Raw genomic sequence first — 14,250 nt, forward strand, 5'->3', positions numbered from 1 at the left:
GGTCCACCCCCACATACTGGATGCAACCCCGAGGTTTCAAACCGTGCCTGACATGAAGCTGTTTGCTGGTAACGCCACGCCCGAACTGGCCCAGAAGATCGCAGATCGCCTGTTTATCAAACTCGGCAATGCTGCCGTCGGTCGCTTTAGCGACGGCGAGATCAGCGTACAGATCAACGAGAATGTACGCGGCGGCGATATCTTCATCATTCAATCCACCTGTGCCCCGACCAACGACAACCTGATGGAGTTGATCGTGATGGTGGATGCCCTGCGTCGTGCCTCCGCCGGCCGGATCACCGCCGTGATCCCCTACTTCGGCTATGCCCGTCAGGACCGTCGTGTTCGCTCCGCCCGTGTGCCCATCACCGCCAAGGTGGTTGCCGACTTCCTCTCCAGCGTCGGCGTTGACCGCGTGCTGACCGTGGATCTCCACGCCGAGCAGATCCAGGGCTTCTTCGATGTGCCGGTGGACAACGTGTTCGGCAGCCCGGTGCTGCTCGAAGACATGAAGGCCAAGAACCTGGAAGCCCCGGTCGTGGTCTCCCCGGACATCGGCGGCGTGGTGCGTGCCCGTGCCATCGCCAAGCTGCTCGATGACACCGACATCGCCATCATCGACAAGCGTCGTCCCCGCGCCAACGTCTCCCAGGTCATGCACCTGATCGGCGACGTGGCCGACCGCGACTGCATCATCGTCGACGACATGATCGACACCGGCGGCACCCTGTGCAAGGCCGCAGAAGCCCTCAAGGATCGTGGTGCCAAGCGCGTATTTGCCTACGCCACCCACCCGGTCTTCTCCGGCAACGCCCTGCAGAACATCAAGGATTCCGTGATCGACGAGGTGATCATCACCGACTCCATCCCCTTGACCGAAGAGATGAAGGCCATCGGCAAGGTGAAACAGCTCAGTCTGGCCACAGTGCTGGCCGAGGCCATTCGCCGCATCAGCAATGAAGAGTCTATCTCTGCCATGTTTGAGCATTGATAGAGAGTGATTCACGAAAACCGCCGCATGGCGGTTTTCGTCTTTTTGATATCCACGAAAACGTATCCCACCCACCAAGGCAGCGAGGAAGTTTCCATGTCTCCACTCCGTCCCCTGCTTGTCGCGACCCTCTGTAGCGCTCTGTTTGCCTGCCAGCAAGGCAAAGAGCCCCAGACCTTCGTGCTCAGCATCGCCCACATGAACGACACCCACTCCCAGTTCGATCCGGTCAACGCCACCCTGCGCAACCCGGCACTGGCAGCGCAGGGCGTTGAGAAGGAGACCGTCTACACCCGCTTCGGCGGTTACCCGCGCCTGCTCACCATGACCAAGGCGCTGCAGGCGGATGCCCAGCGTCAGAATCGCCCCCTGCTGACCCTGCACGGGGGGGATGCCTGGCAGGGGAGCGGTTACTTCAAGCTCAACGAGGGGATGGCCAACGCCGAGCTGCTCAGCCAGTTTGGCCTCGATGCCATGGCCCTCGGCAACCATGAGTTCGATCTGGACAATCAGAAGCTCGCCCGCTTTATCAAGGGGGTCAACTTCCCGCTGCTGGCCGCCAACCTGGATACCAGCCAGGATGCCGCCCTGCGCTCTGTTGCCAACCTCAAACCCTATGCCCTGTTTGCCTTCGACGGCAACCAGAAGAGCCCGCTCAAAGAGGGCGAGCCCCTCCCGGCCGACAAGCCCATCGTGGCCGTGGTCGGCCTGGTGCTGGAGGAGATGGGTGACATAGCGCCGAACACCGGCAAGCTGCGCTTTGCCAAGGAGGTGGCCTCGGCCCAGGCGACCGTGGATCTGCTCAAGCAGAAGGGGGTCGACAAGGTGGTGCTGCTGACCCACATCGGCAACCAGCGGGATCTGGCGCTGGCCGAGCGGGTCAACGGTATCGACGTCATCGTCGGCGGTCACTCCCACAGCCTGCTGGGGGATTTCAGTAACCTCGGCATGGGAGCGAGCGCCACCCGCTACGCCCAGATGGTCACCAACCCGGACGGCATAGGTCAGACCTGCGTGGTACAGGCCGGCTCCTACGCCCAGGCCATGGGTCTGGTCGAGGTCACCTTCGACGGCGACGGCCGGGTGACCGATTGCGAGGGAAAAAACACCCTGCTGGCCAGCGCCGACTTCTATCGTGATGCGGCCCGTCAGACGCCTCTGGAGAGCAAGGCCAGAGAGCAGACCCTCGCCTTCGTAGACCGTCAGGAGAATATCCAGCGGGTCGATGAAGATGTCCGCCTGCGCGGCATCATCGACAGCCACTACAAGCCGGCCCTGGAGCAGGCGTTTGGCAAGGTGATCGCCAGCGTGCCCGCCGATCTGCCCAACCCGCGCCGCCCCGGTGACGACAAGAGCGACAGCCACGGCTCCGACGTAGCTCCCCTGGTCGCCGAATCCCAATACTGGTGGGCCAACAGCGCCCCGGTGCAGCGCCTGCTCGGCCAACCGGTCGACTTTGCCATCACGGCCGTCGGCGGCGTGCGCGCCGACATCGGCGCCGGTGAGTGGCGCGAGGGGGATGCCGCCCTCACCCTGCTCCCCTTCAAAAACCAGCTGTCGGTGCTGACCCTGAGCGGCAGCGATGTGCGCGCCCTCATCACAGAGACGGTGAGCGCAACCCTGCCGGCCGGTGCCCACGCGGGCAAGTTCCCCTACGGTGGCCATCTGCGCTACACCTTCGAGGAGACCACCGCCGGCAAGGGTGGCCAGGTGACGGCGCTGGCGTGGCAGAGTCGCGATGGCCAATGGCAACCGCTGCAGGATAACGCCCGCTATCGGGTGGTGATGAACGGCTACAGCGCCAACGGCAACGATGGCTGGGATGCCCTCTACCGCGCCCAGCAGCAGCCGGGCAGCGAGCGGGTCGAACTGGCCCGGGTCGAGGGGACTCTCACCGCCTTCCCGGTGGCCGCCGTCACCCGGGAGGGGGACAAGGTCGTGGTGAGCTATCGGGGCACGGCCCTGAACTGCAAGGCCAAGGGGATCGACTGTGGCACCGATGCGGCCGCCTTCACCGAGTACGTGCGGGAGGTGCGCAATCCTCTCGAAGCCCTGGGTGACGAGGTGGTAACCCTCAAGCGCCTGCCCTGATCCACGCTCCCGCGGGGCGGTTTGGTTGAGAGATCGCCGCCCCACGGCTAGAATACGCCTCTTGCCTTCGGGCACACCCCTGCCTGTCATCCTGATATCGACGAAAGAGTGAACCCGTGACAAGCCAGATCAAGTTGATTGTGGGCCTCGGCAATCCCGGCCCCGAATACGCCAAGACCCGCCACAATGCGGGGGCCTGGTATGTGGAGCAACTGGCGCGCTGGCATAACGTCAGCCTGCGCGAGGAGCCCAAGTTCTTCGGTCACACCGCTCGTCTGCAGGTCGACGGCCAGGATGTGCGTCTGCTCATCCCGGCCACCTATATGAATCTGTCGGGCAAGGCGGTCGCCGCTCTGGCGCGTTTCTACCAGATCGAGCCGGAGGCCATCCTGGTGGCCCACGACGAGCTGGACCTGCCGCCCGGCATCGCCAAGTTCAAGCAGGGTGGGGGTCACGGGGGCCACAACGGCCTCAAGGACATCATCGCCAAGCTTGGCAACAACAATAATTTCTATCGGCTGCGCCTCGGGATCGGCCATCCCGGCAGCAAGGAGCTGGTCGCCGGCTTCGTGCTGACCAAGGCCCCGGCCAAGGAACAGGACCTCATCGATGCCGCGCTGGACGAATCCCTGCGCGCCACCGACATCCTGTTCAAGCAGGACATGACCAAGGCCATGAACCGGCTGCACAGCTTCAAGGCCGAGTGAGCCACTCCACAGCATCAATCAAGTAAGGTAAACGACCATGGGTTTTAAATGCGGTATCGTGGGCCTGCCCAATGTGGGCAAATCCACCCTGTTCAATGCGCTGACCAAGGCCGGTATCGAAGCCGCCAACTTCCCCTTCTGCACCATAGAGCCGAACACCGGCGTGGTGCCGGTGCCGGATCCCCGCATGGACCAGCTGGCCGAGATCGTAAAACCCCAGCGTACCGTGCCGACCACCATGGAGTTTGTGGATATCGCCGGCCTGGTGGCCGGTGCCTCCAAGGGTGAGGGCCTGGGCAACCAGTTCCTGGCCAACATCCGCGAGACCGACGCCATCGGTCACGTGGTGCGCTGCTTCGAAGACGAGAACATCGTTCACGTGGCGGGCAAGGTCTCCCCGGCCAACGACATCGAGGTGATCAACACCGAGCTGGCCCTCTCCGATCTGGAGGCGTGCGAGCGCGCCATCCTGCGCCAATCCAAGCGCGCCAAGGGTGGTGACAAGGACGCCAAGTTCGAGGTGGAAGTGCTCGAGAAGATCAAGGCCGGCCTGGAAGCAGACAAGATGATCCGTGGTCTGGATCTCTCCAAGGAGGAGATCGCCGCCGTCGATTACCTCAACTTCCTGACCCTCAAACCCACCATGTACATCGCCAACGTGGCCGAGGACGGGTTCGAGAACAACCCCTTCCTGGATCAGGTGCGTGAGATCGCCGCCGGCGAAAACGCAGTGGTGGTACCGGTGTGCTGCGCCATCGAGTCCGACATCGCCGAGCTGGACGATGCCGATCGCGCCGACTTCATGGCCGATCTGGGCATCGAGGAGCCGGGTCTGAACCGGGTGATCCGCTCCGGTTACACCCTGCTCAACCTGCAGACCTACTTCACCGCCGGTGTGAAGGAAGTGCGCGCCTGGACTATCCCGGTCGGTGCCACCGCCCCGCAGGCGGCCGGCAAGATCCACACCGACTTCGAAAAAGGCTTTATCCGCGCCCAAACCATCGCCTTCGATGACTTTATCCAGTTCAAGGGCGAGCAGGGAGCCAAAGAAGCGGGCAAGATGCGCGCAGAAGGGAAGGATTACATCGTCAAAGACGGTGACATCATGAACTTCCTGTTCAACGTCTAATCCCCGTCGGGCCGGCTCTGCCGGCCCTTCTTTTATCCCCCTGCGACCCTGCGGGGACTGGGTAAAATCGTGAATTGTCGCGGTTTTGCACAACATCGGCGAAGAACTCGCCAAACGCACCGCTTTTCGGTTTTTCTGGGAAAAAAGGGTTGACGCCCCAAGGCTCGATCCGCATAATCTCGCCGCACAGTGACGAGGCGACTCGCACTGACAGCAGTGATGGCTATGTAGCTCAGTTGGTTAGAGCATCGCACTCATAATGCGGGGGTCACAGGTTCGAATCCCGTCATAGCCACCATCTCTGCTGGGGTATCGCCAAGCGGTAAGGCAGCGGGTTTTGATCCCGCCATACCTAGGTTCGAATCCTAGTACCCCAGCCATTTTCCAAAGGATGTTTGCTCACGCGAGCATCGCTGTTGGGGTATCGCCAAGCGGTAAGGCAGCGGGTTTTGATCCCGCCATACCTAGGTTCGAATCCTAGTACCCCAGCCATCTTTTCGGCTATGTAGCTCAGTTGGTTAGAGCATCGCACTCATAATGCGGGGGTCACAGGTTCGAATCCCGTCATAGCCACCATATTCTGTTGGGGTATCGCCAAGCGGTAAGGCAGCGGGTTTTGATCCCGCCATACCTAGGTTCGAATCCTAGTACCCCAGCCATTTTTAAAAGCGCTTCGATCCACGATCGTCGCCGCTGTTGGGGTATCGCCAAGCGGTAAGGCAGCGGGTTTTGATCCCGCCATACCTAGGTTCGAATCCTAGTACCCCAGCCATCTTCGGCTATGTAGCTCAGTTGGTTAGAGCATCGCACTCATAATGCGGGGGTCACAGGTTCGAATCCCGTCATAGCCACCATCTTCTTCGCGGAAGTGGCGAAATTGGTAGACGCACCAGATTTAGGTTCTGGCGCCCAGGCGTGAGAGTTCGAGTCTCTCCTTCCGCACCATAGCCACACAGTCAAAACCAGCCTCACGGCTGGTTTTTTCGTTTTGGCGCCTCAGAAAGGCAGCAGTAACGGCACCAGGCCGATACACACCAGCAGCACCAGCACGGTGAACGGCACCCCGATGCGGACGAAATCCATGAAGCGGTACTCGCCCGGTCCCATCACCAGGGTGTTGACCGGTGAGGAGACCGGCGTCATGAAGGCCGCCGAGGCGGCGATGGCCACCGTCATCACCAGCGGATAGGGAGAGACCCCCATCTGTTGGGCCGCCCCCAGCGCGATGGGAGCCATCAGCACCGCCGTCGCCGTGTTGGAGATGAAGAGGCCAATCAAGGCCGTCAGCACGAACAGGCTCGCCAGCATCACCCGTGGCCCCCGCTCACCCACCAGCGCCATCAGACCGTCGACGATCAGGGCCACCCCCCCGGTCTTCTCCAGTGCCAGGGCGAATGGCAGCACCCCGACGATGAGAATAAGGGTTGGCCAGTGGATGGCGCGGTAGGCGCTCTCCAGATCGATGCAGCGAAACTGCCCCATCAGGAGACAGGCGATCAGGGCGGCGACCACGTTGGGCACAGGATCGGTCACCATCAGCCCGATCATGATGGCCAGCGCCAGCAGGGCATGGATAGCCTGACTGCGGGCCGGCGCCATCTCGTCCACCTCGGCGGGCAAACCGAGCAGGAGGAAGTCGCGCACATGGGTCTGCAACTGGCGGATCAGGCTCCAGTTGCCGACCACCAGCAGGGAGTCCCCCATGCGCAGGGGCTCGTCCACCAGCTTGCCCTCCAGGGGGGCGCCGTCGCGGCGGATCCCCACCACGCTCAGCCCGTATTGGCTGCGAAAGGTGGCCTCCCGCAGGCTCTTGCCGATGAGGTTCGAGTCCGGGATCAGCGATACCTCGGCCAGCCCCACCTCACGGGCACGCTCCGAGAAATATTCGCCGCGCAGTATCATGGGCTCGAGTCGCTGCTCGCCGCAAAAGCGCCGCACCTCGCTGGCATCGCCCATGTCGATAAGCAGCACATCGCGGGCCTGGAACTCGGAGATCCCCGACACGCTCACCATGACCCGGCGAAACTTGCGCCAGCGCTCCACCCCGATGACGTTGGCCCCGTAGCGGGCGCGCAGCTGTAACTCGTCGAGGGTGCGTCCGATGAGGGGAGAGTCGGGACGGATGGCCAGGCGCCGCGCCCGTCCGCCAAGACGGTAGTCGCGCACCAGATCCCGCATGGTGTGCCGGCCATGCCCGGCACGCTTCCCCTCCCCCTCACCACGCACCAGATGGCGACGGATCAGCAGCATGTAACCGATGCCGAGCAGCAGGATCACCAGGCCAAACGGGGTAAAGCCGAAGAAGCCAAAGCCCCTGAGGCCATTTCGCATCAGCTCGCTGTTCACCACCATGTTGGGGGGGGTTGCCACCAGGGTCATCATGCCGCTGATGAGGCCGGCAAACCCGAGCGGCATCATCAGCCGACCGGCCGGGATCCCCATGCGCTGGGCCACGCTCAAGGCCACCGGGATGAAGATGGCCACCACCCCGGTCGAACTCATGACGGCACCGAGCCCCGCCACCGCCACCATCAAGAGCACCAGCAGGCGCGTCTCGCTGCTGCCGGCCACCTTCACCAGGGCATCACCCACCTGATAGGCGATGCCGGTACGCACCAGCCCCTCCCCCACCACGAAGAGGGCACCGATCAGGATGACATTGGGATCGCTGAAGCCGGCCAGCGCCTCGGGCAGGGTGAGGGTACCGCTCAGCACGAACAGCACTATGATGAGGAGCGCCACCATGTCCATGCGGATGGCATTGGTGACAAACAGGAAGACGGCACCCAGCAACAGCGCCAGCACCCAATACAGCTCCAGGCTCACCTCTCACCCCCTTGGTGGTAACAACAGAGTCCATGAGAGCACAGGGAGCGTTCCGCTGTCTTGTGGAACATCAACCAGCGCCCTCCCGACCTCCCCAAAATGCGGTATGGCTCCGCCCGGTACGGACAAAAGTCCTGCCATGAGCACGACGGGCGCTCTAGAATGCCGGCGTTCATTCTATCCATACACAAGGAGTGCCCCATGTCCTGGTTCGATATCGGCAACACGCTGGTCACCATCCCCCTCGGTGAAGGGGGCTATGCCATGTCCTGGATCGAGGCGATCGGAACCCTGTTTGGCCTGGCGTGCATCTGGCTGGCCAGTCAGGAGAAGACCATCAACTATCTGTTCGGTCTCATCAACGTCACCCTGTTCGCCATCATCTTCTTCCAGATCCAGCTCTACGGCCTGCTGCTGCTCCAGCTCTTCTTCTTCTGCGCCAACCTCTATGGCTGGTATGCCTGGAGCCGGCCGGCCAACGATCAGGGCGAATCCCTCGAGATCCGCTGGCTGCCGCGCCACAAGCTGCTCGCCACCGCGGGTATCTCGGCGGTCGCCATCGCCCTGCTCACCCTCTACATCGATCCTGTGTTTGCCGCCCTGGCCCGCGCCAGTGTCTCCCTGCTCAACGCACTGGGTGCCGGCCTGACCCTGCCCGAGCCCCAACCGGATGCCTTCCCCTTCTGGGATGCCACCATGACGGTGCTCTCGGTGGTCGCCCAGATCCTGATGACCCGCAAGTACGTGGAGAACTGGATCCTCTGGGTGGTCATCAACATCATCAGCGTCGGCGTCTACGCCGCCCAGGGGGTCTATGCCATGTCCCTGGAGTACCTGATCCTGCTCTTCATCGCCGCCAACGGTACCCGCCTCTGGATGCTGGCCGCTCGCCGCGAGCGCCGTGAGGAGGCACTGGCATGAGCCTGCTGCCCCATCTTCAGTGCCGCCCCGAACAGATCGCCGAGCGGGTCGTGGTGTGCGGCGATCCGGCCCGGGTCGATCGCATCGCGGCCCAGCTCGATGAGGTCGAGATCCTCGGCCAGAGCCGGGAGTTTCGCCTGGCAAACGGCCGCTACCGGGGCCGGGATATCACGGTCTGCAGCACCGGCATCGGTGCCCCCTCGGCCATCATAGCCCTGGAGGAGCTGGCCCAGTCCGGCGCCCGCCAGCTGGTACGAGTCGGCTCCGCCGGCAGCCTGCAGCCCGTCGTCACCCTCGGGGATCTGGTGGTGGTCGAGGGGGCGGTGCGCCACGACGGGGCCTCGCTGGCCTACCTGCCCGCCGAATACCCGGCCTGCGCCGATCCGGGCCTGCAGCAGGGGCTGCTGACGGCAATCCGCGCCAGCGACCACCCGCACCACCACGGTCTGGTGCGCTCCCACGACGCCTTCTATCGGGACGACGAGCAGGCGGTGTGTGAGCTGTGGCACCGGCGTGGCATCCTGGCCGCCGACATGGAGAGCGGCGCCCTGCTGGCGGTGGGGCGCTATCGCGGGGTGCGCGTTGCCGCCGTGCTCTGCAACGTGGTGGCCTGGCAGCAGGAGGTACAGGAGGGGGTGGCCGACTACGCCGCCGCCGAGACGCGCATGATGGAGGGGGAGCGCCTCGCCATTCACGCCGCCCTGAGCGCGCTCACGAACTGAGCGCAATCTCCTTGGTTATGAGGGGCTGCGCTGCTACGCTCTTCTCCCCGTCTGGAGGAGGCCATGCAGCGTACCCCCTATCCCCATCCCCGCTTCGGTGAGGCCCTCTCTCGCCTGCAGCCCCGTTTCGATGCCATGTTGGCGGCCTGCCGCCTGCACACCCGCCGCTTCCTGCCCGGGGAGCGCATGCTGACCCAGGGAGAACCCCTGCACGAGCTGTTGCGCGTCCCCGCCGGGCGCATCGCCTTCTACTCCGGCGTCGCCTCGGGGCGTCTGTTTCAGCTCGGTGAGGTGGAGTGCCACGACCAGATCCTCGGAGAGATGGAGCTGTTTGGTGGCACGCCGATCCAGTGGAGCGTCGAAGCCAGGAGCGAGCTCGATGCCGAGGTGATCGATGTCGGCAGGCTCTGCATCCAACTCGAACAGGCACCGGAGCTGCTGCTCTTTTTCACCTGCGCCCTGGCCGGCGACTACCTCGACAGCCTGGAGATCACCACCCAGCGGCTGCTCCACCCCATCGCCTACAACATCGCCCTCGAACTGTGGCACGCCAAGCGGCGCACCCCCATGCAGGGATCCCGCCAGAGTGCCCTGGAGGCGGCCCGTTTCGGCACCACGGAGCGCGTCTACCGGCGCGCCGTTGGTGAGCTCATCGCCCTGGGGCTGGTGGAGAAACGGGAGGGGGAGCTGATCATTCGCGACCATGCGGCACTGCGCGCCTATCTCAAACTGTGAGGATCCCGTGAGCCATCCCGCCTTTACCTTCTACAGCCGCTTCGTCGACGACATTCGCGCCGGCCGCAAGACCATCACCATCCGCGACGAGAGCGAGGCCAACTGGCAACCGGGCCAGCGGCTCTCTCTCTTCACCAACCCGGAGCAGATCCCTTTCGGCACCATTGAGGTCCTCTCGGTCACCCCCGTCCCCTTCGACGCACTCACCGGGGAGCATGCCCGCCAGGAGAACATGACGCTGGAGGAGCTCAGAGCGGTGATCCGCACCATCTACCCCCATCTCCCTCCCCTCTACGTCATTCGCTTCCGCTTGATCTGATGCGACCATGGAGAAAAAATACGCATAATCATTCATCTATGTGAATGAATTTGAGTGTGTTTCGCATCAAATTGAGTAATATCGCAACAAGGTCACTCAACTAACTTAATAAAAACCTTAAAAATTATAGGGGTGAGTACCTAAAAAGAGAGGCATTTCGCATTTTAGTCAGCCTCTCTGGCCTATAATGCCTTGTCCTGGAACACCCAGCTGACCAGGCGAAGTCTGTATCAAATCCTTGGATGGCGAGAGACTACAGAGTCTTTACCCGCGGAAGACGGGGCACGTGGAGAAATTCACTATGCCAGAACGCTAAAACAGACCTGTTTGACTTGCATCAAGCCTGAATTTTTTTCATAGAGCAAAATCGTGCCCAGCAAATCTATCCCAAAGGAGGCAGATGTGGATATTATCAAGACCGATGTTGCCATCATCGGTGCCGGTGGTGGTGGCCTGCGTGCCGCTATCGCCGTAGCAGAAGCCCATCCGGAGATGAAGATCGCCCTCATCTCCAAGGTCTATCCGATGCGCAGCCACACCGTGGCCGCAGAGGGGGGCTCTGCCGGTGTCGTCCGCGATGACGATACCCTCGACAACCACTTCAACGACACCGTCTCCGGCGGCGACTGGCTGTGCGAACAGGACGTGGTGGAATACTTCGTCGAAAACGCCACCCGCGAAATGGTTCAACTGGAGCACTGGGGCTGCCCCTGGAGCCGTAAACCGGACGGCAAGGTCAACGTGCGCGCCTTCGGCGGGATGAAGATCCCCCGCACCTGGTTTGCCGCCGACAAGACCGGCTTCCACATGCTGCACACCCTGTTCCAGACCTCCATCAAGTACCCCAGCATCCAGCGCTTCGACGAGCACTTCTGCCTCGATCTCATCGTCGAAGAGGGTCGCGTCCAGGGCGTGGTGGTGTTTGATATCCAAAACGGCATCACCCGCTTCATCCAGGCCAAGTCGGTGATCTTCGCCACCGGCGGTGCCGGCCGTGTCTATCGCTTCAACACCAACGGCGGCATCGTGACCGGTGACGGCATGGCGCTGGCCTACCGTCACGGCGTGCCCCTGCGTGACATGGAGTTCGTTCAGTATCACCCGACCGGTCTGCCGGGCAGCGGCATCCTGATGACCGAAGGATGCCGTGGTGAAGGCGGCATCATGCTCAACAAGGATGGCTACCGCTATCTGCAAGAGTACGGCCTCGGCCCGGAGACCCCGGTCGGCCAGCCGAAGAACAAATACATGGAGCTGGGCCCCCGCGACCGCCTCTCCCAGGCCTTCTGGCAGGAGCAGCAGAAGGGTCGCGTGTTCGAGTCCCCCATGGGCGACTACGTGCACCTGGACCTGCGCCACCTGGGCGAGAAGTACCTCAAAGAGCGTCTCCCCTTCATCTGCGAACTGGCCAAGGCCTACGTGGGTGTGGATCCGGTCAAGGAGCCAATCCCGGTACGTCCGACCGTGCACTACACCATGGGCGGTATCGAGACCAACGGCCAGTGCGCCACCCGTCTGGAAGGTCTCTATGCCATCGGCGAGTGTGCCTCGGTCGGCCTGCACGGTGCCAACCGTCTGGGCTCCAACTCCCTGGCCGAGCTGGTGGTGTTTGGCAAGGTAGCCGGTGAGGCCGCGGCCAAGCATGCCCTCGAGAGCAAGCACGGCGACACCGACGCCCTGGCCGCCAAGGCCAAGGCCCTGATCGACCAGCATATGGCCCTGATGGACAACGAGGGTACCGAGAACCCGGCCGACATCCGCAACGATCTGGGTCGGACCATGGAAGCCGGCGTCGGTATCTACCGTACCGGCGAGCTGATGCAAGAGACCATCGACAAGATCACCGAGCTCAAGGCCCGCTACAAGAAGGTGAAGATCAACGACAAGTCGTCCGTCTTCAACACCGACCTTCTGTATGCCATCGAGCTGGGCTACCTGCTCGACGTGGCCGAGGCCATGGCCCACTCCGCCATCAACCGTAAAGAGTCCCGCGGCTCCCACCAGCGCCTGGACGGTTACGAGGCCCGTGACGACGTGAACTTCCTCAAGCACACCCTGGCGTTCTACAACCCCGAAGGGGCCCCGAACCTGGAGTACTCCGACGTGAAGATCACCAAGTCCCAGCCGGCCAAGCGTGTCTACGGTGCCGAGGCAGAACAACAGGAGGCCAAGAAGAATGGCTGAGATGATGGAAATTGAGATCCTGCGCTACCGTCCCGAGCAGGATAACGAGCCCTGGTTCCAGACCTTCCAGGTGCCCTTCGCCAAGGAGATGTCCCTGCTGGAGGCCCTGAACTACATCAAGGATCACCTGGATTCCACCTTGAGCTTCCGCTGGTCCTGCCGGATGGCGATCTGCGGCTCCTGCGGCATGATGGTCAACGGCGTGCCCAAACTGGGCTGCAAGACCTTCCTGCGCGACTACACCCCGGGCAAGATGCGTATCGAGCCCCTCAACAACTTCCCGATCGAGCGCGATCTGGTGGTGGACATGTCCGACTTCATCGAGAAGCTCGAGAGCATCAAGCCCTATATCGTGCCGAAGGAAGAGCGCAGCCTGTGCGAGGGTGAATACATCCAGACCCCGGCCCAGCTCGAGAAATATCGCCAGTTCTCCATGTGCATCAACTGTGGTCTCTGCTATGCAGCCTGCCCCCAGTATGGTCTGAACAAGGCGTTCACCGGTCCCGCCGCCCTGGCCCTGCTCTACCGCTACAACGCCGACAGCCGTGACGGCGCGGCCGCCGAGCGCATGAAGATCGTCAACGCCGACGCCGGCGTGTGGAGCTGCACCTTCGTGGGTTACTGCTCCGACGTATGCCCGAAGGGGGTCGACCCCGCCGCAGCCATCCAGCTCGGCAAGGTCGAGAGCGCCAAGGACTACATGATCGCCATGTTCAAGCCGGAGTGAGACCATGAATAACGCAAACAGCAAACGCAAACCGTATGTGCGCGAGATGAAGAAGGACTGGTGGCTGAAGAACGCCTTCTACACCGGTTACATGGTGCGCGAAGGGACCAGCCTGTTCGTCTCCATCTACGCCGTGGTACTGATGTGGGGCCTGATGCGCCTGGTACAGGGTGCCGATGCCTTCAACGGCTGGCTCGAGTCCCTGCAGAGCCCGCTGGCCATCCTGTTCCACGTGGTTGCCCTGGCCGCCTGCCTGTTCCATGCCAAGACCTGGTTTGCGCTGGCCCCCAAGGCCATGCGTATCTTCAAGGGTGATCAACTGCTCCCCGAGAAGCCCATCGTGCTGGCCCAGTACGTGGCCCTGGCGGTGGTATCCCTGATTGTTCTGATCATCGTGGCATGAGGAGTGAAACCATGAGACGTTCCGATGAACCTATCTACTGGGGTCTGTTTGGTGCGGGTGGCATGGTGGTCGCCATGCTGCTGCCCATCGTAGTCCTCATCACCGGCATCCTGGTACCGCTCGGCATCATGGACGTGGAGACCATGAGCTATGATCGCGTGCTCGAGTTCGCCAGCTCCTGGTGGGGCGCCGCCATCATACTAGTGCTCATCGCCCTGCCCATCTGGCACGGTATGCACCGGGTCTACCACGGTCTGCACGATCTGGGGATCCACACCACCAAGCTGCACCACTATGTGTTCTATGGCTTCGCCTTCCTGGTGTCGGCCATCACTGTGGGTCTGCTGATGGTGCTGGTCCTCCAGTAACGAGAGTCAGAGAGCAAAACCGGGCGCCATGCCCTAATGCCAGTCAGTTAAGACTGACTGGCATTGTTTTTATTGGATTTTTTTACGCTGTACTTCTGTGGTCTTGGCTTCACGCAGCGGGGGTAAC

13 protein-coding genes and 8 tRNA genes are annotated in these 14,250 nt (G+C 62.4%); 20 read left to right on the forward strand and 1 reads right to left on the reverse strand.

The annotated features are described in order from the left end of the window. Positions 1-43: 43 nt before the first annotated feature. The 12 genes from AB5Y48_RS11025 (at position 44) to AB5Y48_RS11080 (ending at position 5,863) form a co-directional block, all read left to right on the forward strand. Positions 44-991: a ribose-phosphate pyrophosphokinase gene (locus AB5Y48_RS11025; protein WP_050667344.1), complete on the forward strand. Its 948-nt coding sequence runs from the start codon at positions 44-46 to the stop codon at positions 989-991. A gap of 96 nt (positions 992-1,087) precedes the next feature. Then, positions 1,088-3,082: a bifunctional UDP-sugar hydrolase/5'-nucleotidase gene (locus AB5Y48_RS11030; protein WP_224162358.1), complete on the forward strand. Its 1,995-nt coding sequence runs from the start codon at positions 1,088-1,090 to the stop codon at positions 3,080-3,082. A gap of 116 nt (positions 3,083-3,198) precedes the next feature. Further along, entirely contained in the window at positions 3,199-3,789 is a 591-nt protein-coding gene (gene pth / locus AB5Y48_RS11035) for an aminoacyl-tRNA hydrolase (RefSeq protein WP_005351687.1), read from the forward strand. A 37-nt stretch (positions 3,790-3,826) separates the two neighbouring features. Continuing rightward, positions 3,827-4,918 (forward strand): redox-regulated ATPase YchF, encoded by a 1,092-nt coding sequence (ychF, locus tag AB5Y48_RS11040; RefSeq protein ID WP_050667342.1) that lies wholly within the window; start codon positions 3,827-3,829, stop codon positions 4,916-4,918. A gap of 221 nt (positions 4,919-5,139) precedes the next feature. Further along, a tRNA-Met gene (locus AB5Y48_RS11045) sits at positions 5,140-5,216 on the forward strand. Positions 5,217-5,223: 7 nt separating this feature from the next. Then, positions 5,224-5,298 (forward strand) — tRNA-Gln (locus AB5Y48_RS11050). 37 nt (positions 5,299-5,335) lie between these two features. Continuing rightward, a tRNA-Gln gene (locus AB5Y48_RS11055) sits at positions 5,336-5,410 on the forward strand. A gap of 7 nt (positions 5,411-5,417) precedes the next feature. Next, positions 5,418-5,494: transfer RNA gene (locus AB5Y48_RS11060), tRNA-Met, on the forward strand. Between the two features lie 8 nt (positions 5,495-5,502). Next, positions 5,503-5,577, forward strand: a tRNA-Gln gene (locus AB5Y48_RS11065). A gap of 38 nt (positions 5,578-5,615) precedes the next feature. Then, positions 5,616-5,690 (forward strand) — tRNA-Gln (locus tag AB5Y48_RS11070). A 5-nt stretch (positions 5,691-5,695) separates the two neighbouring features. Further along, positions 5,696-5,772 (forward strand) — tRNA-Met (locus AB5Y48_RS11075). Between the two features lie 8 nt (positions 5,773-5,780). Then, positions 5,781-5,863 (forward strand) — tRNA-Leu (locus AB5Y48_RS11080). Between the two features lie 51 nt (positions 5,864-5,914). Here AB5Y48_RS11080 and AB5Y48_RS11085 read toward each other — a convergent pair. Next, positions 5,915-7,744: an SLC13 family permease gene (locus tag AB5Y48_RS11085; protein WP_368164444.1), complete on the reverse strand. Its 1,830-nt coding sequence runs from the start codon at positions 7,742-7,744 to the stop codon at positions 5,915-5,917. Between the two features lie 201 nt (positions 7,745-7,945). On the opposite strand from AB5Y48_RS11085, the gene pnuC reads away from it, so the two are divergent. The 8 genes from pnuC (at position 7,946) to frdD (ending at position 14,123) form a co-directional block, all read left to right on the forward strand. Next, positions 7,946-8,665: a nicotinamide riboside transporter PnuC gene (gene pnuC / locus AB5Y48_RS11090; protein WP_136612836.1), complete on the forward strand. Its 720-nt coding sequence runs from the start codon at positions 7,946-7,948 to the stop codon at positions 8,663-8,665. Further along, entirely contained in the window at positions 8,662-9,387 is a 726-nt protein-coding gene (locus AB5Y48_RS11095) for a nucleoside phosphorylase (protein ID WP_050667339.1), read from the forward strand. Before pnuC ends, AB5Y48_RS11095 begins: the two co-directional genes overlap by 4 nt. Before the next feature lie 63 nt (positions 9,388-9,450). Then, positions 9,451-10,122 carry a Crp/Fnr family transcriptional regulator gene (locus AB5Y48_RS11100; RefSeq protein WP_368164446.1) on the forward strand — a complete coding sequence of 224 codons (672 nt, stop codon included), beginning with the start codon at positions 9,451-9,453 and terminating at the stop codon, positions 10,120-10,122. Continuing rightward, on the forward strand, positions 10,091-10,441 hold the full coding sequence (gene yqfB, locus AB5Y48_RS11105; protein WP_050667337.1) for a N(4)-acetylcytidine aminohydrolase: 351 nt from the start codon (positions 10,091-10,093) through the stop codon (positions 10,439-10,441). Before AB5Y48_RS11100 ends, yqfB begins: the two co-directional genes overlap by 32 nt. A gap of 402 nt (positions 10,442-10,843) precedes the next feature. Further along, positions 10,844-12,625: a fumarate reductase (quinol) flavoprotein subunit gene (frdA, locus tag AB5Y48_RS11110; protein ID WP_050667336.1), complete on the forward strand. Its 1,782-nt coding sequence runs from the start codon at positions 10,844-10,846 to the stop codon at positions 12,623-12,625. Beyond that, entirely contained in the window at positions 12,618-13,352 is a 735-nt protein-coding gene (locus tag AB5Y48_RS11115; RefSeq protein WP_050667335.1) for a succinate dehydrogenase/fumarate reductase iron-sulfur subunit, read from the forward strand. Before frdA ends, AB5Y48_RS11115 begins: the two co-directional genes overlap by 8 nt. Before the next feature lie 4 nt (positions 13,353-13,356). After that, the gene (locus AB5Y48_RS11120) at positions 13,357-13,755 is read left to right on the forward strand and encodes a fumarate reductase subunit C (protein WP_368164449.1); all 399 of its coding nucleotides are present in this window, start codon (positions 13,357-13,359) and stop codon (positions 13,753-13,755) included. An 11-nt stretch (positions 13,756-13,766) separates the two neighbouring features. Further along, on the forward strand, positions 13,767-14,123 hold the full coding sequence (gene frdD, locus AB5Y48_RS11125; RefSeq protein ID WP_050667333.1) for a fumarate reductase subunit FrdD: 357 nt from the start codon (positions 13,767-13,769) through the stop codon (positions 14,121-14,123). Positions 14,124-14,250 lie beyond the last annotated feature (127 nt).

Origin of the sequence: Aeromonas sp. R6-2 (assembly GCF_040908155.1) — a bacterium.
GTDB lineage: Bacteria > Pseudomonadota > Gammaproteobacteria > Enterobacterales > Aeromonadaceae > Aeromonas > Aeromonas schubertii.